The sequence below is a fragment of the Xanthomonas sp. F4 genome (assembly GCF_011761895.1).
The window spans coordinates 193,356-212,991 of record NZ_JAASQX010000008.1 but is presented as its reverse complement, the minus strand read 5'-3'; the positions used below and the strand labels follow the sequence as shown (position 1 = coordinate 212,991).

Genomic DNA, 19,636 nt, shown 5'->3' with positions numbered 1-19,636 from the left:
GGGAGGTTCGAAACCGCACACAGCCGGCGGGCGTATTTCCCCGAAGGGTGTTGTATTAGCCGCCCTCCCGACGCAGGCATCGCATCGGCTTGCGCCCGAGCATCGGACACAAAAAACCCACCGGTTTGTCGGAGGTGGGTACCGCTGTGTGGGGAGTTTCGACGCTCCTTGGCGAAGAGATTGCTACCGCGACGCGTAGCCTGTCAATAGCGATTTGTAGAATCTTTCATCAGGAAATCGACTTGCTTTAGACTAAACCGCAGATTCGGCCTGGCACATACTCCATAATGAATGCACCGTGAGATAGTCGCAGCCGCTCAATCTCAGATTTGATTGGAACCCCCATTTCGAACGTCAATGAACCTGCACACGAAATGTTCTTTTTATAACCTGCGGAATATTTGACTGCTCTTGATTTCTTTTCTGGAACTACTGCGGCGCATCGCTTTGATAGTTGGGTGCACGCCAGATATGGCGTAACGCCTTCAAGCGCAGCTCTAACACCCTTGATTATCTCAGGTCGAGGAGTTGCGTGAACCCCCCTACCAAGGGAAAAAAGCACTAACTCAGGTGAGACCAATGATGTGACAGCCTTGGCAAACACCTCACCATCTGCTCGTCGCGGGAGCCCTCCATGATGCGGAAACATAAGCATGGGCGCGGCAATGTCTTGATTTCTCTCCAGCATTAGGTCAAGTGAAGCCTGGCTCATATCAGCTGCAAGTAAACAGAATGCCCTTCCGTCATAACATATGCGAATGACTCCAGACATCGTATTTGCATCCAAATACTCGCCTCTAGCACCTGTACCCTCTACCCCTGCGAGAGCAAGATCCCCAAACGGGAACAAGACAGACACCGAAGCTCTCCCAAGCCGGAGCTCACCAGGGTCCACAGAAGTAAGCGCAGAATGAACCTTGGTTCCGTTCCTTGCGGCCTCGCCGCTCGCAGCTAAAAATACCCTCCATGCCTTTGTTCTTCGAACCACATCGGGGTTAGCAAAAAGATGGCGGACGGGACGATTAAGATTTGCGAGTAACGAAGCTGCGCCCGAGACATGATCCTCATCGCCGTGGGAGACTATGAGTGCCTCAATTTCTTCAATACCGAGAGCATCAAGCGTAGCAGCCAACGTGTGCTGCGAAGCGGCGTCAACCACTATAGCCGACGTTGCTGACTTAAGAATTGCGCAGTTGCCATGACCAACGTCAAGAAGACTTAGCGTCTCCACAGAGCCTCCGCGTCAGAATCAGCCACCCGCTCAAAGTCCGAAAAGTATAGGTCAACTTTATCTTCCGTTGACAAGTTCGTTGAAACGTAGAAGTTCTCTCCCGCACGAACTTGGTCACGAAGCTCTTCGGCAACCAAACTCAAAGGAAATCGCACTGCATCCTGTGCGTTCCAACCATGAACGACTGCATCAACAACTGTCTCATTACCATGCTGGAATACTGCCTCGATAGTCACAATTGTTTTTTGCGGCTTTCGATCGCCAATTGGGCCGGCGCGCATCTCCCTGACACAACTGGCAAGCGCTTCACGCAACACATCGGGATCAGAAGCATCTTGCCGCCTCATCACTACAGGAAGCTTTGACCTGAACTTGCGGATGGCGACATCCGCCTCCTGATCAAGATATTGAGTAATAAGAATTGTTGGGTGCCGCTTATCAACAAGTGCGTTAGCTAGCATGGCGCCTGTATATCCTGCTTTTGCGGCATAGCCGAGCCTATGATCGCAAATTACCGCATCACTCGTGGAAATAAGCTTATTAACAAATGCATCCATTGGAGCTTCAGGGACTATGCACTTACCTTCAAGCTCCGCATCATCCAGCGTATGAACGACAACAAGCCCTGCATCAGGATTATCATCAACAACAATGACTCTCTTAATGTTCATTCTTAACCTCGCTCTACTGCTGGAAAGACGAATCTGAGGTGAGCGCCACGGTCAGCCCGATTGAAAGCCTCATATTTCCCCCCCATGTCCTGAACTGAGTCTTTGACAATCGTAAGTCCAAAGCCAGTGCCTGAGAGTCGAGTTGTGCGACCGGGTAGCCATATCTCCACCAGAGGAAGAGTAAAGCCAGGACCATTATCTTCAACGTCAACAACAACCGTCCCGCCTTCAACTGAAGTACTGATGGTTATGCATCGATCCGAATTAGCCAACTCATCACTCTCAAAGGCTCGGACCGAATTCGTCATGCAGTTTGTCACAACGGTCTCTATAAGGGACTCTGCGCCGTAAATAATGACATCGCCAGGATGGAGCTGAAGTTCGACTACAACCTGGGGTGCCTCCAAGATAGGGCGCCAAACTTCAACTAGATCTTCAATAACTTTGTTTACATCAATCACTCCCTGTCGGCGCTTCTCACGCTTCAAGAAGTCGATCTGCATGCCGGCAAACTTTTCCAGAGCATCACATGATCGTGCAATTACGTCCGTGCGACCCCCAACTTCCTCAGCTATTTTTGCCGGCTCAATCCGCGGAATCCGCCTTCTAATTCCTTGTACACTTGAGGATATCTGACTAATTGGATGTCCAATTTCATGAGCAAAGACGGCAGCGGTCGTCCCTGCTGTAGCCAACGAGCGATAGAGAAGGAGATCCTCTTTAATAGATTCGATTTTTATAGTAAAACTTTTTTCAAACCGCTCAATCGCCTTAAGAGCATCAGGCCGTTTGTTGCCCGGGACGGAACTCTGAATTGCCTCTACCAGCGCCTCTCTTGCCTTATCTGGCCCCTCTTGAGTTCCCCGTTTTGCCTCTCTACGACGCTCAGCGTCGCGAAGCCGCTGCCTAGCAAACCAGTCTAAGGCGTCCTTTGCGAACCGACGAATTTCGTTAAACTCGGTGGAGTCCATAAATCCGAAGCGGTCAGTCTTTTGGCGCAGCTTTCCCGTTGGATCCTGGACCACCACCCTACCCACGCTTGTATTCGTGGACGGTCGCTCTTCCGGACTCCTGGCTCTTGACAGGTTCATGTCGAGCCAGTCGTACCCGGAGTCCCCATATGGCGGCACGCGAAAGCCTCGGTGATACAGATGAACTCCACCGACCATTTTCAACCATTCTCGTACTTCACCAATGGTTGATCTGCGGCCTGTAAAGCTAGCCCTATTCAAAACATAGACGTAAAGCTCAAAATTAGTAATTGGTGCAGAGTAAGTTGGCGACTGCCCTTTAGCTAAACCCCATTTATCTGAGTCAGCGGAGTACAGCTCCACGCCCTTCCAATCCTTAACTTGCGCATAAGCCGTCCCGTCAGGCCTAATGGAGGCCTCAAGAATAAGCTCTGCCTCCTCCAGGTAGCCTTTTTCAACTCGCCTTTCAAGGTCCGGATACGAGGGCGCATTTAGCTTAATAGCAAAACCATTACTTTGCTTAAATGGGCTGGTCAGGAGAACTAGCGCACGACCAAGCCGGTCCGTTTCCGCATCGGTCAAGCTCCGATTAAGATTAGCGAGAACTATTTCTGTCCCTGACTTTTCTTTGGTTGTACGCCTCACATTAAGTGCAACGTCCTCTACGACACGCTTTTTATTAAAAGCATCCCATACGATTTCTAACGAGTGAGCTGCATTTGGTAGGGTTCCCGGCACTCTCGTCGTCATCCTTACGACTTTGCCGGCTCGCATCGCCGCGAGCCGGCCTAGACCTTTATCTCCGACTACAAGACGCCCACCTGGTGTTTTTTGCGCGGAGCTCTTCGATGAGCCGCCGAGAAGTAACCAGCCGTCCACGATCTGGCCGCGTGTCATCCCTCTGCCATTGTCACTTATCGTAATTGTTCCGCCTGGCGACGTCGTATTCGACAGAGAAATATCACAACGGCTGGCATCAGCGTCATAGGAATTACGCACTAGCTCGATGATCGCCTGATCCAAGTTAGGCACAAGCTCTTCCCCGAGCCTACTTAGAATAGACGGCGCAAACTTAAAGGTAGGCTTATTCGCTTGCTTGATCTTGCGCTTCTTTCCGGCCACAGCTACCTCCCGCTCCTATGGAATGGCATTTCCTTGATTGCACCAACTGTCAGGTGTCTGCATCGCATTCGCTTGTTAAGCCACTCATCAGTGCGAGGATCCTCAAGACTTTTCATAAGCTCTTCGCACTCTTTGACGCCGCCGCTTAACGGATGAACGACTATCAGATGATTTTCGACTAGCACCGGGCACTTTACATCTATCACTGTAGCTACCGCGCGTTTTCTATCAGAGGGGCTTGATGTTCGCCTAATCACCACGAATGGGCCGACCACGCTCTTAGACTTGTACGTTGCCCACTGAAGCACCTCTTTCAGAACGTCCCATTTCTGCAATGATCTCGCGGTGACATATGGCCTTAGCTCCCCATCTTCTGAATCACGATGCGGCACAACGGCGCCGACTGACACTTTAAAGTGGTCCGCAATTCGCACCACACTGTCGTTGCCGCATGCCCCCTCGCGCGTTGCGGCAGCTCGCGCGCAGGTTACCCCCGAGATGATGGCCACGTCCACATCCACTCCGCATGAAAACTGGCCGTGCGATTCAATTTCCAGGTCTGCAATGCGGTCGTGGAGATGATCTCTAAATTTCCGATAGTTTCGTCCACAGCGCAAGACGTCTGGAACAAGAGCAACCATACCAACACCGTCGGGGCAACTCTCCGTAATTTTCTCCAAATGGAGTGCAGCAGCTGATCTCAGACCAGCTCCATTTCTTCCAGCCCCTCCCTTGATCCTCTGGTAGGGGGGGTTGGTAATCACGCAGTCTCCTCGTTTTAGAGGAAGTTCCAGACTCAGAAAATCACCGGCCTTAAAGGTATCCGGAACAGAGAAAATACCCATGTCTGGCCTACGAAAAAAGCCATGTTTTACTAAGGCAAGCGAAGCAAGGCGCAACCAGACAAGCCTTATGAACTCTGGCTCCAGATCGACTGCGACCAACCGCCTAGCCAAGTTCTGTAGGGTCAGCGCCAAGCTTTTCTTCTTCCGGAAACGCGCTGCGACGGCTATCAGTAGATCCCCCGTACCCGCGCTGGGATCTACGAATCGGCTCCATCTTCCACTGGGTATTTTTTTGATGAGGATTCTTGCCCAGTCGTCTCCGGAGAAGAAAACTCCTGTAATTTTTCTCGATGCACGATCTAAGTGTGCGTAGACCCCCCCAGTAAATTCCCCTTTAATGGCGGACATGTAGAGATCCTTACGAATCTCCGTATTCGCAGCCGCTTCCACCTGATTGAGCCAGTTGGAAGCGACGGAGCTTAGAACGGACGTTGGCACAGCGCTTGATGTTGACAAAAGATCGACCGTAGACTAATGCAGCTATTTAGGATAGCCCACTCTAGAAATGGCACTCTGAGGATTACTACATAACGAATAGGGCGACCAGAGGCCGCCCTATTGGAAACGCGATTAATCTGGCAGATTAAACCCCAACCGGATTCGCCTTCTCAGGATCAATCTTGTACTGCTTGATCGCCCGAGCCACATCCTTGCCGGTCATCTTCCCTTCCTTCGCCAACGCCGCAATCGCGGCATGCGCGATGTAGTAGCGATCCACCTCGAAGAACCGGCGCAGGTTCGCACGCGTATCCGAGCGACCAAACCCATCCGTCCCCAGCACGGTGTAGTGCATCGGCACGAAGGCGCGGATCTGGTCGGCGAAGGCGCGCACGTAGTCGGTGGCGGCGATGGCCGGGCCCTGGCGGCCTTCCAGCAGCTGGGTGACGAACGGCTTGCGCTGTTCGCCTTCCGGGTGCAGGCGGTTCCAGCGCTCGGCGTCGAAGCCGTCGCGGCGCAGTTCGTTGAAGCTGGGGCAGGACCAGATGTCGGCGGTGACGCCGAAGTCCTTGTCCAGCAACTCGGCGGCGGCGATGGCTTCGCGCAGGATGGTGCCCGAGCCCAGCAGCTGCACGCGCAGTTCGCCCTTCTTGGGCTTGCCGGCGTCCTTGAGCAGGTACATGCCCTTGATGATGCCGTCTTCCGCGCCCGCCGGCATTTCCGGGTGGGCGTAGTTCTCGTTCATCAGGGTGATGTAGTAGTACTCGTCCACCTGCTCCTGCATCATCCGCTGGATGCCGTACTGCATGACCACGGTGACTTCGTAGCCGAAGGTGGGGTCGTAGCTGCGCACGTTGGGGATGGAGCCGGCGATGACCTGGCTGAAGCCGTCTTCGTGCTGCAGGCCTTCACCATTCAACGTGGTGCGGCCGGCGGTGCCGCCGAGCAGGAAGCCGCGGGTGCGCATGTCCGCCGCCTGCCAGGCGATGTCGCCCACGCGCTGGAAGCCGAACATGGAGTAGTAGATGTAGAACGGCAGCATCGGCACGTTGCTGACCGAGTAGCTGGTGCCGGCGGCCATCCACGAGGAGATCGCGCCCGGCTCGCTGATGCCCTGCTGCAGCACCTGGCCGGACTGGTCTTCGCGGTAGAACATCAGCTGGTCGGCGTCCACCGGCTTGTACTTCTGGCCGAACGGAGCGTAGATGCCGATCTGCCGGAACATGCCTTCCATGCCGAAGGTGCGCGCTTCGTCGGCCACGATCGGCACGATGCGCGGGCCCAGTTCCTTGTCGCGCAGGGCGATGTTGAGGCTCTGCACGAAGGCCATGGTGGTGGAGTAGGTGCGCTCGCCGCTGTCCTTGAGCAGGCGCTCGAACTTGTCCAGGCCCGGGGCCGGGATGGACAGGTCGGCCTTGCGGCGGCGCTGCGGCAGGTAGCCGCCCATCGCGGCACGGCGCTCCTGCAGGTACTGCACTTCCGGCGAGTCCGGGCCGGGGTGGTAGAACGGCACCTGCTCGGCGTCGGCCAGCTGCTTGTCGCTGAGCGGGATGTTGAAGCGGTCGCGGAACGCGCGCACGGCGTCGTCGTCCAGCTTCTTGGTCTGGTGGGTGGGGTTCAGCGCCTCGCCGGCCGAGCCCATGCCGTAGCCCTTGACGGTCTTGGCCAGGATCACGGTGGGCATGCCCTTGGTGTTCACCGCCTGGTGGTAGGCGGCGTAGACCTTGTGCGGGTCGTGGCCGCCGCGGTTCAGGCGCCAGATGTCGTCGTCGGACAGGCCGGCGACCATGGCCGCGGTCTCCGGGTACTTGCCGAAGAAGTTGGCACGGGTATAGGCGCCGCCGAAGGCCTTGCAGTTCTGGTACTCGCCGTCGACGGTTTCCATCATCAGCTTCTTGAGGACGCCGTTGGTGTCCTTGGCCAGCAGGGCGTCCCAGTAGCCGCCCCACAGCAGCTTGATGACGTTCCAGCCGCCGCCGCGGAACACGCCTTCCAGCTCCTGGATGATCTTGCCGTTGCCGCGCACCGGGCCGTCCAGGCGCTGCAGGTTGCAGTTGACCACGAAGATGAGGTTATCCAGGCCTTCGCGGCCAGCCAGGGCGATGGCGCCCAGGGTCTCGGGCTCGTCGCTCTCGCCGTCGCCGATGAAGCACCACACCTTGCGGTCGGACTTCTCGATCAGGCCGCGGTGCTCGAGGTACTTCATGAACTGCGCCTGGTAGATGGCGCTGAGCGGGCCCAGGCCCATCGACACGGTGGGGGTCTGCCAGAAGTCCGGCATCAGCCACGGGTGCGGATAGGAGGAGATGCCCTGCCCGTCCACTTCCATGCGGAAGTTGTTGAGTTGGTCTTCGCTGATGCGGCCTTCCAGGAAGGCGCGGGCGTAGACGCCGGGGGAGCTGTGGCCCTGGATGTACAGCAGGTCGCCCGGGTGCTTGTCCGAGGGCGCGCGCCAGAAGTGGTTGAAGCCCACGTCATACAGGGTGGCGCTGGAGGCGAAGGAGGCGATGTGGCCGCCCAGGTCGCCCGGCTTGCGGTTGGCGCGGACCACGGTGGCCATGGCGTTCCAGCGGATGATCGAGCGGATCTTCCACTCGATGGCCGCATCGCCCGGGCTCTTGGCCTCGTTGGCGGGGGAGATGGTGTTGACGTACTCGGTGGTCGGCGAGAACGGCAGGTAGGCGCCGGAACGACGGGTCAGTTCGACCATGTCCTCCAGCAGCTGATGCGCGCGCTCGGGGCCTGCGACATCGATGACGGCCTTGAGCGATTCGATCCACTCCTGGGTCTCAGTGGGGTTCGGATCGTTCTGCAGCACCTCGTTCAACCAGTTCATAACGCTCCCGTAGGTCGCACGCACGCGCGCGATGGCATGTGTTTTCTCGAAGCCTGCAAGTGTAGCGCAACCGCCTCTCAGGACCTCGTACGCCGGCGTATGGAACGGACTGTCACATTGGCCTGGGACACCCCGCAGGACAGCGTTGGCGGCCACTGCGCCGGGCGGCCGCGGCTGCGCTTATGATCGAACTCCAGGCCCCCGTGGAGCGCCGCCATCGCCCTTGCCTCGTCAGCGCAGGACGCCTCCGCGGTCGCCTGGCGGCATAGCTTGCGCACGCGGCTGCTGCTGTGGGGCAGCCTGCTGCAGGTGGCGCTGCTGCTGGGCCTGGCCCTGCTGTTCTACGTGGGCGCGCGCGAGGTGATGGTGCGCAACGCGCGCGAGGAGGTGGCCGGGCTGACCCAGCAGACCGCGCGCAGCCTGGACGCCACGCTGGGCTCGGTGCAGGTGAGCGGGCGCACCCTGGCCGCCACCGCGGCGGGATTGGGCCGGCAGCCGTTCAACCTGCGCAGCCTGCTGCAGGCCACGCTGCAGGGCGACCCGGACATCGCCGGCGCCTTGCTGGTGATCGAGCCCGGCGCCCTGAAGGACGATGGCCGCGGTTTCGCCTGGCACCTGCGGCGCACTGCCGGCGGCGTGCAGGAGCAGTCGGCAGAGACGCTGGGCTTCGACCTGCACAGCATGCCCTGGTATCGGCGCACGCTGGCTGCGCCGGCGCCGTGGTGGTCCGAGCCGTACAGCGACGCCAGCAGCGGTGGCGCCTACCTCACCACCTACAACCTGCCGCTGCGCCTGCCCGGCGACGGCCCGCAGGCGCCGGCGATCGGCATGGTCAGCGTGGACGTGCCGCTGCAGCGCCTGCAGGCCATCGTCGCCGAGCTGCCGGCCAACAGCGGGCTGCAGCCGATGCTGCTGTCGCCGGACGGGCTGTTCGTGCTGCACCCGGACCCGGCGCTGCGCTTCCGCCGCACCCTGGAGGCGCACGTGGCGCGGGCGCGGCCGGACCTGTCGCCGCTGGCGCAGGCGGCCGACACGCATACGCCGGTGCGGTTCGAGCACACCGCGCCGGATGGCACCCGCTACCTGACCCAGAGCACGCCCGTCGGCGACACCGGCTGGACCTTCGCGCTGAGCGTGTCGGAGGACTACATCCTGGCCGGTTTGGGCCGCATCGTGCTGTGGGGCGCGCTGGCGGGCGCCGCGGCGCTGGCGCTGTGGCTGTGGCTGCTGCACCGCTACACGGTGCGGCTGGTGCGGCCGATCGAGGATCTGACCAACTCGGCACTGCACTTCAGCCAGGGCACGTTCGACTACCCGCTGCGCCACGTCGAGCGCGCGGACGAAGTGGGGGTGATGGCGCGTGCCTTCGACAGCGCGCGCGGCTCCATCAAGCGCCAGTTGGAAGAGATCGCCACGCTGGCGCAGGCGCGGCAGCGCATGCAGAGCGAACTGTCGATCGCGCGCGACATCCAGCAAGCGATGCTGCCGGTGGGGCGCACCTTCGACAGCGCCCACAAGCATCTGGAAACCCATGCGCTGCTGGAACCGGCGGAGATGGTGGGCGGCGACTTCTACCAGTTCTTCGAGACCGAACCGGGGCTGCTGTGGTTCGTGGTCGGCGACGTCTCCGACAAAGGCGTGCCGGCGGCGCTGTTCATGGCGCGGGCGATGACCGTGCTGGAGATCGCCGCGCGCCGGCACACGCGCCCGGACGCGATCCTGATCGCGGCCTCGCAGCGGCTGGTGGAAGGCAACGAACCGTGCATGTTCGCCACCGTGCTGTGCGGGCTGATCGACGTGCACAGCGGCGACTACTGGCTGTCCAGCGCCGGCCACGAGCCGCCGCTGCTGCTCGGCGCCGACGGGCATGCGCAATTGCTGCCGCTGGAATCGGGCCCGCCGCTGGGGCTTGAGCCGCAATCGCGCTATCCGGTGCTGCACGGGCGCCTGGCCGCCGGCGCCACCCTGCTCAGCTACACCGACGGCATCACCGAGGCGATGGATGCGCAGGAGCAGGCCTATGGCGAGGCGCGGCTGCTGGCGGCGCTGCAGCCCGGCGCCGACGCGCAGGCGCAATGCGCTGCGGTGCTGGCCGACGTGCACGCGTTCACCGCGCCCGCACCGCAGTCCGACGACATTACCCTGCTGGCGATCCGGCTACGCCAGGATCCGGCACGGGAGACGACACGATGATGCTGCGGTGGCAGATGGAACCGGCATTGGACGCACTGGCGCAGTTGAGCGACAGCGTGGAGGCGGCGCTGCGGCGCCACGGCGTGAGCGGCGAGCAGGTCAGCCGCACCCGGCTGATCGTCGAGGAGTTGGCCTGCAACACCCTGGAACACGGCCACCTGCGCCGCGCGCCGCTGCCGGTGGATGTGATCGTGCACCTGCAGCCCGATGCGCTGGTGCTGGAGTTCCACGACAGCGGCCCGGCCTTCGACCCGCGCGATGCACCGATGCCGGACCTGGACGCGGACATCGCCGAGCGCCCGATCGGCGGCCTCGGCCTGCACCTGGTGCAGCAGCTCGCCGATCGCCTGGAATACCGCCACGACGGCGACCGCAACGTCGTGCGCATCGTCCTGCTGCAACCCGCCGATCCATCCCTTCAGGAGTCGCCCGCATGACCACGTTGAGCCTGCAGATCGATCCGGCGCAGGACAAGCGCCAACGCATCACCCTGAGCGGGCGCCTGGACACCCACACCTACCAGGCCCTGGACGAGGCGCTGGCGCCGCTGCTGGCCACGCCGATCACCACCCTGGTGCTGGACGTCTCGCACCTGGACTACATCAGCAGCGCCGGCATCCGCTCGATCTTCAAGGCGCGCAAGGTGCTGGCCGCGCGCGACGGTCGGGTGCTGGTGGTCAACCCGCAACCGCAGATCCGCAAGGTGTTCGACGTGGTCAAGGCGGTGCCGTTGAACGAGATCTTCACCTCGGTGCAGGAACTGGACGAGTACCTGGACGAGATGCAGCGGCGGGTGCTGGAGCAGGAGCGCGGTGGCTGAGGGGCGGCGGCGTTTGTGCGTTGCACCCGGGGCGCCCTGCCTTTGTGCTTGTCGTAGGAGCGGCTTCAGCCGCGACAGGCGTCATCGGTAACGCCCGTCGCGGCTGAAGCCGCTCCTACAGGGAGGGGCTGGGCATCCTTGTGGGAGGGACTTCAGTCCCGACGACGGAGGGTGTCAGTCGGCTTTCGGTTTCGCTTGTCGCGGCTGCATGACAGTTGATTCCCAAAGCGCCATCGCTGGCCGATGCGCCCTGGGCAGCTCCTCCGCAGAGATCCAACGCACACCGGCGCGCTCTGCCGTCTTGACTGAACCAATCCCGCAGCGCTCCACCGCCCGCCCTACCAGGCGCTTGCCCACCGCCCAACTTCGATATATCGTTTCTACATAAGATTCGACATATCGAAATGCCACGACCCCACGCCCCCGGCCCGCACCCTGCACACCGCCTGTTCGAAGAGGACCGGCCTGGCCGTGGCCGTGGCGCCCGCGGACCACGCCCGCTCGGCCACGGCGACCTGCGGCTGTTGCTGCTGGCGATGATCGAGACCCAGCCGCGCCACGGCTACGAATTGATCCGCGCGGTCGCCGAGCTGTTCCATGGCCTGTACACGCCCAGCGCCGGCACGGTCTACCCGACCCTGGCGCAACTGGAAGCGCAGGGCCTGGTGCAGGCCGATGCCGATGCCACCCGCAAGCGCTACGCGATCACCGAGGCCGGCCAGGCCTTCGTGCGGGCCGAGCGCGCGCAAGTGGACGCGGCGCTGCAGCGCACCCAGCACAGCGCGCGCGCCCTGGTGCGCGCCAACGTGCCGGCGCCGGTGCGCGAGGCGCTGCGCCGCATCAAGCACGGCCTGCTGGCGCGGCACGGGCGCTGGGACCCGGACGAGATCGATCGCATCGCCGCGCTGTTGCATGCCGCCGCCGACGGCATGGATGGCAGCAGCCCCTGATTCCCATTTCCAGCCAGCATGCGGGTGCTTTTGTTGTTCGCCCCGCGTCGCACGCCACCCCCTCCCCCCTTCCGAGGATTCCCCATGGCGACCCACGAACACCGCCTGCTGCGCCACCCGCTGCGCCTGCGTCATCTGCAGGTGCTGCGCACGCAACCGCTGACCCCGCACATGCGCCGCCTCGTCGTCGGCGGCCCCGAGCTGGACGGCTTCGTCAGCGCCGGGCCGGACGATCACGTCAAGCTGTTCTTCCCCAATCCCGAAGGCGCGTTCGTGCTGCCGACGATGACCGAGCACGGCCCGGTGTATCCGGCCGACGCGCTGCCCTCGCCCGCCCGCGACTACACCCCGCGCCACTACGACGCCGACGCGCAGGAGCTGACCCTGGACTTCGTGCTGCACGGCGACGGCCCGGCCTGCCGTTGGGCAGCGCAGGCCAATCCCGGCGATGCACTGGTGGTCGGCGGGCCGCGCGGCTCGTTCGTGGCCGCCGACGATTTCGATGCCTACGTGCTGATCGGCGACGAGACCGCGCTGCCGGCGATCGGCCGCTGGCTGGAAACCCTGCCGGCCGACGCGGAAGTCGACGCGCTGATCGAGATCCCCGGCTACGCCGACCGGCAGACGCTGGACTGCGACGCCGAACTGCGCATCACCTGGCTGGAGCGCAACGGCGTGGACGCGCGCGGCAGCCAGTTGCTGGAAGGCGCCCTGCGCGACTTCGACGTCCCCGACGGCGACGCCTTCTACTGGATCGCCTGCGAATCGGCACGCGCGCGGATGATGCGCAAGTTCGTCGAAGGCCACCTGGGGGTGCCCAAGGAGTGGATCCGCGCGACGGGGTATTGGAAGGCGGGCGGCGATCAGGACGAGTAGCACGCCAGGGCGCCGACATGCCGCCAGGCGGCGCCGGAACCAGAACCGGAGGGTAGGCCGTAGACACGGCAGTAAATTGTTGGTTTTGTCACAGCATTCACCTGGCCCGGGTTTTACAAAGCCACCTACCCATCGACGGATCTCGAGAGGCGGGTTGCACATGGACAAGGCATTTCACGATATCGATCCCCGCGGCATCACGCTGAACCCGGACGGATCACTCAACTTCGCCAACCATCGATTGCGTGCCGCGGCGACCGCCTCAGCGAAGGCGGACGCCATGCGGCCCATGAGCGAAAACGCCGGAAGATGCACCAACTCCGGTACCTGCTCGTCCACCAACTACACCTGCAACAATACGGGCGACTGTTCCAAAGCCTCGAATGTCGGCTCTTGCGTAGGTGGCAACAGCTCTCTGCCGCCAGGTTGAGGCAGAACGATGCTGAGCGAAGCCACCATCGCCGAAGCGCTTTCTCCGCGCATTCTGTCCCTCATTCTCCTGCCGACCGAAAAATGCAACTTCCGCTGCACCTATTGCTATGAAGACTTTGCAATAGGACGCATGCAGCCGAGCGTGATCAGCGGCATCAAGGCGCTGATCGCCCATCGCGCGCCGCACCTGGATCGGCTCAACATCTCCTGGTTCGGCGGTGAACCGCTCCTGGCGCGCGATGTCGTCCTGGAGATCGGCCAACACGCAAATGAAGTTTGCGCGCAACACGGCGTGGCGTTCAGCGCGGGCTTCACCACCAATGGCTACCTGCTGGAGCCGGCTCTACTGCAAAGGTTGACCGAACTCCGGCACCGCGAGTTCCAGATCACGCTGGACGGCGACGCAGAATGGCACGACAGGACACGGATCACCGCCAACAAAGGCGCCACCTTCGAGAAGATCTGGTCGAACCTCCTCGCCTACCGGTCATTGGCAGCGGACTTCGCCATCTCGCTGCGGCTGCATCTACACCAGGACAACATCGAGTCGATGCGGCGCCTCTACGCCAGCCTGCATCGGGAGTTGCTGAGCGACGCACGTTTTTCTGTTTACTTCCACAAGGTCTCCAATTTGAGTGCGGGGGGCACGATCGGGGAAAAGATATTGCCGCGCGACCGCTACCTTGAAGCGATCTCCTACATCACGTCCTGCGTCGACCGCTCCCGAAACGACGAACGCCCACTGTCGGAAGAGCACCTGGATGGGTACATCTGCTATGCGGCAAAGCCGAACTCGCTGATGATTCGCGCCAACGGCAAGATCGGCAAATGCACTGTCGCGCTCAATGACGATCGCAATGACTTGGGGCGTCTGCACGCGGACGGCACCATCGATATCGAGAACGACAAGCTGCGGCGTTGGATGAGCGGATTCTCCGATCTCTCCGAACAGACGCTTGGCTGCCCTCTTTCCACCCTGGCCAGCACTTGAGATGGATCCCAATGCCAACCCGCATCGACCCAGGCAACATCTCCTTAGGCAAGCATGCAGAAGTGCTGTTCGATGAATCGGAAGCGTCTACCGCTGCTGCGGTCGAAGCGCTTGCAGCGCGGCGCTTCGGCCCGCTAGCCACCAATGAAGTTTGCAATGGGACAAACCCCGCATGCACGAATACAAAAGACTGCTCACTGGGGAGCAATACCAACTGCAACAACAAAGGCTCCTGCTTCATTTCTACCGACCCAGGCATAGGCCAGGACTGACGCGCAACCATCAGGTAGATCGCCATGACCACGCATACGAACGATAGCCGCCGCAATTTCCTCTTCGGCACTGCCGCTACTGCAATTGCTGCGATCATTCCTGCCGCTGCTGCATCTGCGGCGGCAACCGGTGCCGGCGCTCCACAAGCGTCGTCTCCCGTCGGCCGCGCCCTGCCCGAGACGCAGATCTTCGCGGTGCAGGTCCTCGGCGACCTGCGCCAGCCGTCGACCGACCTGCAGCTGATTCCCGGCCAGCTCTCCGAGCCGCTGGCGCTCAAGGGCAACGGCACCTATCGGGTGAAGATCAGCCCGACCGAGATCACCACCCGCTTCGGGCCGATCTACCGGCTCACCCTGGCCGATGCGCAGGGCACGCCGCTGGAGGAGATGAACATCGGTAGCGACACCACCGCCACCTTCAGCCGCTACGGCGTGCAGGTCTACGCGCTGTCGATCGAACAGGCGATGTAAGCCGCCCGCAGGAAGTGCGTGGAGGCTAGAAACGCAAACGCCCGCCGGATGGCGGGCGTTTGCATTGCGGCGGACGGCAGCGCGCGAAGCGCTGCCGCCATGCGCGCAGGCCGGCTTACTTGGCCGCTTCCTGCAGCGCTTCGGTGGTGATGCGGATCTTCACCTCGTCGCTGACGTTCGGCACGTAGGCGCCCAGGCCGAAGTCGCTGCGCTTGACCGTGGTGGTGGCGTCGAAGCCCAGCGCCGGCACCTTCTTCATCGGGTGCGGACCGGCACCGTTGAGGGTCACTGCCAGCACCACCGGCTTGGTCGTGCCCTTGATGGTCAGGTCGCCGGCGACGGTCAGCTTGTTGGCGCCGGCCGAGGTCACCTTGGTGCTCTTGAAGGTGGCGGTCGGGAACTTGGCGGCATCGAAGAAGTCGGCGCTCTTGAGGTGCTCGTCGAACTTGGCGGTGAAGCTGTTGAGGCCGGACAGCGGCAGGGTCACGTTGACGCTGGACTTGCTCACGTCCTGGGCGTTGTAGACCAGGGTGCCGTCGACGTCGCCGAAGTGCGCGGACGGGTTGGAGAAGCCGAAGTGGCTCCACTGCACCAGCACGTCGGTGTGCGCCGGATCGAGCGTGTAGGTGCCGGAGACGCCCTTGGCGGCGGCAGCGGCGGCGGCCGGCGCGGCGAAGGCGCTGGTGGCCGGCTGGACGACGACGACGGCCAGAGCCAGGGCGAGCGGGAGCAGCAGTTTACGGGTCTTGGTCATGGTGGAACTCCTTGAAAGGGTGATGGGACGAAACTGCGGCAGGCGCGGGCCTGCGGTGGGACAGGGAAGCGGGACGCGCGCGCTCACTCGATGCGCGCGGCCTCGTCGAAACTCAGCCGCGGCAGGCGCGGGAACAGACCGCTGGGGTCGCCGTAGCCGAGGTTGACCAGGAAGTTGGATTTGATCGCAGTGCCTGCGAAGAACGCGGCATCGACCTTGGCGTTGTCGAAGCCGGACATCGGGCCGGCATCCAGGCCCAGCGCACGCGCGGCCAGGATCAGGTAGGCGCCCTGCAGCGAGCCGTTGCGGAACGCGCCTTCGCTGCGGCCTTCGCGCGGGCCGTCGAACCAGCTCTTGGCGTCGGTGTGCGGGAACAGGTACGGCAGCTTCTCGTGGAAGTCCTCGTCGTGGGCGACGATCACCGTGACCGGCGCGGCCAGGGTCTTGGCCAGGTTGCCCTCGGACAGCGCCGGCTTGAGCTTTTCCTTGGCCTGCGGCGAGGTGACGAAGACGAAGCGCGCCGGGCTGCCGTTGGCCGCGGTCGGGCCCCACTTCACCAGGTCGTACAGGGCGCGCAGGGTGTATTCGGCGACCGGCTTGTCCAGGAACGCGTTCTGGGTACGGGCGGTGCGGAACAACTGGTCGAGGGCGGCGTCGTGCAAGGCGTCGGACATGCGGGGAAGTTCCTTGGTCGAGGGAAGCGCCAGGATGCCGGTGGGGCCGTCCCGATGCGAGGCGGCCAGTGTAGAGTGGCACGATTGTCGCAACACCCGGCCGCAATGCAACGGATTACTACCAAACGTGAAACGATCGGACGCGACCTGGGCGATTAGCGATGGCCGCGCCGGCAACGCCCGCCAGGCCGAGGCGCTGGCCGCCGCGTTGGCGCCTGCGGCCGCGACACCGATCCAGCCGCGGTTGCTGCAGCCGCACATGCCCTGGCGCTGGCTGGCGCCGCGCTGGCTTCCCGGCGCCCAGCATGCCTACGGCGCGACCTTCGCCGAAGCGCTGCGGCAACCGCCGCGGCTTGCCGTGGGGTGCGGCCGCCAGGCGGCGCTGGCGACGCGGCTGCTGCGGGCACGCGGCAGCCAGGTGGTGCAGATCCTGGATCCGCGGCTGGATCCGCGACACTGGGACGTGGTGGTGGTGCCGGCCCACGATCGCCTGCGCGGCACCAACGTGCTGACCCTGCTCGGCAGCCTGCATCCCATCGACGATGCCTGGTTGGCCGCCGGGCGCGCGGCATTTCCTATGCTGGGCGCGCTGCCCTCGCCGCGCGTCGGCCTGTTGGTCGGTGGCCCATCCGGGCTGGCACCGTGGAGCGAAGCGCAGGCGCACGCCGCCTTCGCCGCGATCGCCGCACAGTTGCGCACGCACGGTGGCAGCATCCTCGCCAGCGCATCGCGGCGCACGCCGCCGGCGGTGGCCGCGGCCTTGCGTCGCGCGTTCGCCGATGTGCCAGGGGTTGTGTGGTGCGGCGCTGACGATGGCGCCAATCCCTACGCCGGCCTGCTCGGCTGGGCCGAGCGCCTGGCCTGCACGCCGGATTCGGTGAATTTGCTGTCGGAAGCCTGCGCCACGCGCGTGCCGGTGCAGGTGCTGATGCCGGAAACGGCGCGTGGCCGTGCCCTGGATTTCCATCGCGCCCTGCAGGCACGTGGACGACTGCTGCCTGTAGACAATGCCGGCGACGCGCCCGCCACCGGCATCGAACCGCTGCGCGAAACCGCGCGGGTAGCCGCGCTGATCCGCGAGCACTTGGCGCTGGCCTGATCGGCCGCCGCGCCGGCGTCGCTGCCACGACGCCGACACGGCAACCGGGCCCAACGCCTCAGGGGTTGCTCGGCGAACGCGGCACGCCGGCCGGCGCCGCATCCAGCGCGCCGATCAGCAACCGCACCACCGGCGTGCCCAGGCCGACCGTGTAGTTGTACTTGCCCTTGATCGGCTGGTTGTTGTCGACCACGCCGTTGTAGCCGGGGATGCCGCGATGCAGCGCCTCCGGGCCATTGGCGGCCAGGCGGTACAGGTAGTCGTTGAGATTGCCCTGGCGGCCCTGCTTCTCCACCAGCAGCGCGACCGCGCTGGCGAACTCCGGCGCGGCGACGCTGGTGCCGATCACCGCCTCGATGCCGCCCTTGAAGTAGGTGGCGACCGAGCTGTCGCCGTCGCGGCAGGGTTGCGTGGCGATCGTCGGGCAGCCGCCGACCAGCATGCCGATGTCCGGCAGCGTCCGCATGGACGTGCGCGTGCCGCCGAGCGCACGCAACTGGTAGGCCGGGCGCTGGAACAACGTGCTGACGCCGCCGCCGGCGCCCCAGTAGCCGCCGGCCAGGTTCGCGCCGAAGCCGTAGTAGTCGGCGGTCTCCAGCGGATCGCCGTAGGCGCTTTCGCTCTTGTAGCCCGACTCCAGGCTGCCCTTCTTGTACGCGGTGAGCAGGTTGCCGCCACCGACCGCAGTCACGTGCGGGCTGGCCGCCGGATGCTCGACGCCGGCGACGAAGTGGCCGTCCTTGTGGTCGACCGCGTACTGCGTGTCGGCGCAGTCCAGGCCGGCGTTGTCGCCGCTGGAGGCGACGAAGGTGATGCCCTGCGCGTTGCCCTGCTTGAACACCGCATCGTAGGGGCGCAGCAGCGAAGTGAAATCCTTGCCGCCGTTGTAGGCCGCGGTGTAGTACAGCTCGCAGCCGCCGAACGAGGAGCTGACCACGTCGGCCTGGTTGTCCTGCACGATCTGCCGATAGCCGGCCAGCACCGATGCGTCGGTCAGATCGGGGATCACGTACAGCAGCACGCGCGCGCCCGGCGCGCCACCGAGCGCCATCTCCACATCGAGCGCGGCTTCGCCCGCCGCGGCGTCGTTGCCGTCCTGCAGGCCCGGCTTGGCGCCGGCCACGTAGTGGCGCGCGTACAGCGTCGGGTTGGCGTGGTTGGCCGCGTAGCGGCTGAAGTTTTCGTGGTCGAACATCGCCTTGATGTCCGAATCCAGCACGTCGCTGCTGATCAGGATGGCGATGGTGCTGCCGCTGCCGTCAAGCCGGCGCTGCTGCCCGGCCGCGCCGGTCGTGGCCTGGTAGGACGGATAGCCGTAGGCCTGCTTGAGGTCGTTGTACCAGTAGGTCGTGCCGCCGGCGCCGTAGCGGTTGGCGGGATTCTTGGTGGACGCGCGCTGCCAGTTGACGTGCATCGGCGGCGCACCGCGGGTCAGGCCGGTCACGGTCGCATCGCTGTCGCGCAGCGCGGCCGGCAGTTGCAAGGGAGCGGCGGCGGCGAGGCGGGCCTGGTTGCCCTGCTGCACCTCGGCGGTCAGCGGCACCGCGAACAGCCGCTCGACGTTGTCCGCACTCGCGCTGACATGCAGGGTGGTGCCCTGCTCGGTGACGTTCATGTGCGCGGCCTGCAGCGCGGCACGCACTTGCGCGACCTGCGCCGGCGCCGGGGCGAAGCGGCGCTGGAACTCGGCCGGCGTCAGCCAGTGGTGGTATTGCGGCGAAACCGGATCCTGGATGTCGGCCAGCAGCGCGTCCAGCCCGGCCTGATCGCGCAACGGCAGGTGCACGTCGAAGCTGACCGGCGCGGAGCGCAGGGTTGCGGTCATTGCCGCGATGGAGGCATCGGGCGCAGCACTGGCGGTGCCGAGCGCGCACAGCAGGGAAGCGGACAACACGGCAGCCATCAAGGGCCGACGGCGGATGCGATCAAGCATGGGCGTCTCTCCGGGGGTAGAGCGAATGGACGAGGCCGTAGCGGCCTCGCGGTGGGA

18 protein-coding genes are annotated in these 19,636 nt (G+C 63.5%); 10 read left to right on the top strand and 8 right to left on the bottom strand.

What is annotated here, in order from left to right; genetic code table 11:
- Positions 1 to 247: 247 nt before the first annotated feature.
- From FHR66_RS20095 to aceE, 5 genes are all read right to left on the bottom strand, one after another.
- The gene (locus tag FHR66_RS20095) at positions 248 to 1,231 is read right to left on the bottom strand and encodes an MBL fold metallo-hydrolase (RefSeq protein ID WP_160970427.1); all 984 of its coding nucleotides are present in this window, start codon (positions 1,229 to 1,231) and stop codon (positions 248 to 250) included.
- The gene (locus FHR66_RS20090) at positions 1,219 to 1,902 is read right to left on the bottom strand and encodes a hypothetical protein (RefSeq protein ID WP_160970426.1); all 684 of its coding nucleotides are present in this window, start codon (positions 1,900 to 1,902) and stop codon (positions 1,219 to 1,221) included. Before FHR66_RS20090 ends, FHR66_RS20095 begins: the two co-directional genes overlap by 13 nt.
- 2 nt (positions 1,903 to 1,904) lie before the next feature.
- Positions 1,905 to 3,995, bottom strand: coding sequence for an ATP-binding protein (locus FHR66_RS20085; RefSeq protein WP_160970424.1), 2,091 nt, complete (start codon positions 3,993 to 3,995; stop codon positions 1,905 to 1,907).
- A 2-nt stretch (positions 3,996 to 3,997) separates the two neighbouring features.
- Positions 3,998 to 5,188: a TRM11 family methyltransferase gene (locus tag FHR66_RS20080; protein ID WP_160970422.1), complete on the bottom strand. Its 1,191-nt coding sequence runs from the start codon at positions 5,186 to 5,188 to the stop codon at positions 3,998 to 4,000.
- A gap of 235 nt (positions 5,189 to 5,423) precedes the next feature.
- Positions 5,424 to 8,114 (bottom strand): pyruvate dehydrogenase (acetyl-transferring), homodimeric type, encoded by a 2,691-nt coding sequence (gene aceE / locus FHR66_RS20075; protein ID WP_160970420.1) that lies wholly within the window; start codon positions 8,112 to 8,114, stop codon positions 5,424 to 5,426.
- A gap of 216 nt (positions 8,115 to 8,330) precedes the next feature.
- On the opposite strand from aceE, the gene FHR66_RS20070 reads away from it, so the two are divergent.
- The 9 genes from FHR66_RS20070 (at position 8,331) to FHR66_RS20030 (ending at position 15,119) form a co-directional block, all read left to right on the top strand.
- A complete protein-coding gene (locus FHR66_RS20070) occupies positions 8,331 to 10,307 on the top strand; it encodes a SpoIIE family protein phosphatase (RefSeq protein WP_167088061.1) in 1,977 nt (658 codons plus the stop codon).
- A complete protein-coding gene (locus tag FHR66_RS20065; RefSeq protein WP_160970418.1) occupies positions 10,304 to 10,744 on the top strand; it encodes an ATP-binding protein in 441 nt (146 codons plus the stop codon). Before FHR66_RS20070 ends, FHR66_RS20065 begins: the two co-directional genes overlap by 4 nt.
- The gene (locus tag FHR66_RS20060) at positions 10,741 to 11,127 is read left to right on the top strand and encodes an STAS domain-containing protein (RefSeq protein WP_160970416.1); all 387 of its coding nucleotides are present in this window, start codon (positions 10,741 to 10,743) and stop codon (positions 11,125 to 11,127) included. The genes FHR66_RS20065 and FHR66_RS20060 overlap by 4 nt, the downstream gene beginning before the upstream one ends.
- A gap of 404 nt (positions 11,128 to 11,531) precedes the next feature.
- Positions 11,532 to 12,077 carry a PadR family transcriptional regulator gene (locus tag FHR66_RS20055; RefSeq protein WP_237475458.1) on the top strand — a complete coding sequence of 182 codons (546 nt, stop codon included), beginning with the start codon at positions 11,532 to 11,534 and terminating at the stop codon, positions 12,075 to 12,077.
- 84 nt (positions 12,078 to 12,161) lie between these two features.
- Entirely contained in the window at positions 12,162 to 12,953 is a 792-nt protein-coding gene (locus tag FHR66_RS20050; protein WP_160970414.1) for a siderophore-interacting protein, read from the top strand.
- Positions 12,954 to 13,113: 160 nt separating this feature from the next.
- Positions 13,114 to 13,383 (top strand): hypothetical protein, encoded by a 270-nt coding sequence (locus FHR66_RS20045; RefSeq protein WP_160970412.1) that lies wholly within the window; start codon positions 13,114 to 13,116, stop codon positions 13,381 to 13,383.
- Positions 13,384 to 13,392: 9 nt separating this feature from the next.
- Positions 13,393 to 14,376, top strand: coding sequence for a radical SAM protein (locus FHR66_RS20040; protein ID WP_160970410.1), 984 nt, complete (start codon positions 13,393 to 13,395; stop codon positions 14,374 to 14,376).
- 11 nt (positions 14,377 to 14,387) lie between these two features.
- Positions 14,388 to 14,648, top strand: coding sequence for a hypothetical protein (locus FHR66_RS20035; protein ID WP_160970408.1), 261 nt, complete (start codon positions 14,388 to 14,390; stop codon positions 14,646 to 14,648).
- Positions 14,649 to 14,672: 24 nt separating this feature from the next.
- On the top strand, positions 14,673 to 15,119 hold the full coding sequence (locus FHR66_RS20030; RefSeq protein ID WP_237475457.1) for a hypothetical protein: 447 nt from the start codon (positions 14,673 to 14,675) through the stop codon (positions 15,117 to 15,119).
- 115 nt (positions 15,120 to 15,234) lie between these two features.
- Here the strand turns inward: FHR66_RS20030 and FHR66_RS20025 are convergent, their stop codons facing one another.
- On the bottom strand, positions 15,235 to 15,873 hold the full coding sequence (locus FHR66_RS20025; RefSeq protein WP_160970406.1) for a YceI family protein: 639 nt from the start codon (positions 15,871 to 15,873) through the stop codon (positions 15,235 to 15,237).
- A gap of 83 nt (positions 15,874 to 15,956) precedes the next feature.
- On the bottom strand, positions 15,957 to 16,547 hold the full coding sequence (locus tag FHR66_RS20020; RefSeq protein WP_160970404.1) for a malonic semialdehyde reductase: 591 nt from the start codon (positions 16,545 to 16,547) through the stop codon (positions 15,957 to 15,959).
- A 127-nt stretch (positions 16,548 to 16,674) separates the two neighbouring features.
- On the opposite strand from FHR66_RS20020, the gene FHR66_RS20015 reads away from it, so the two are divergent.
- Positions 16,675 to 17,646 (top strand): ELM1/GtrOC1 family putative glycosyltransferase, encoded by a 972-nt coding sequence (locus FHR66_RS20015; RefSeq protein ID WP_160970402.1) that lies wholly within the window; start codon positions 16,675 to 16,677, stop codon positions 17,644 to 17,646.
- A gap of 58 nt (positions 17,647 to 17,704) precedes the next feature.
- On the opposite strand, the gene FHR66_RS20010 is transcribed toward FHR66_RS20015, so the two are convergent.
- Positions 17,705 to 19,579: a S53 family peptidase gene (locus FHR66_RS20010; protein WP_202394973.1), complete on the bottom strand. Its 1,875-nt coding sequence runs from the start codon at positions 19,577 to 19,579 to the stop codon at positions 17,705 to 17,707.
- Positions 19,580 to 19,636 lie beyond the last annotated feature (57 nt).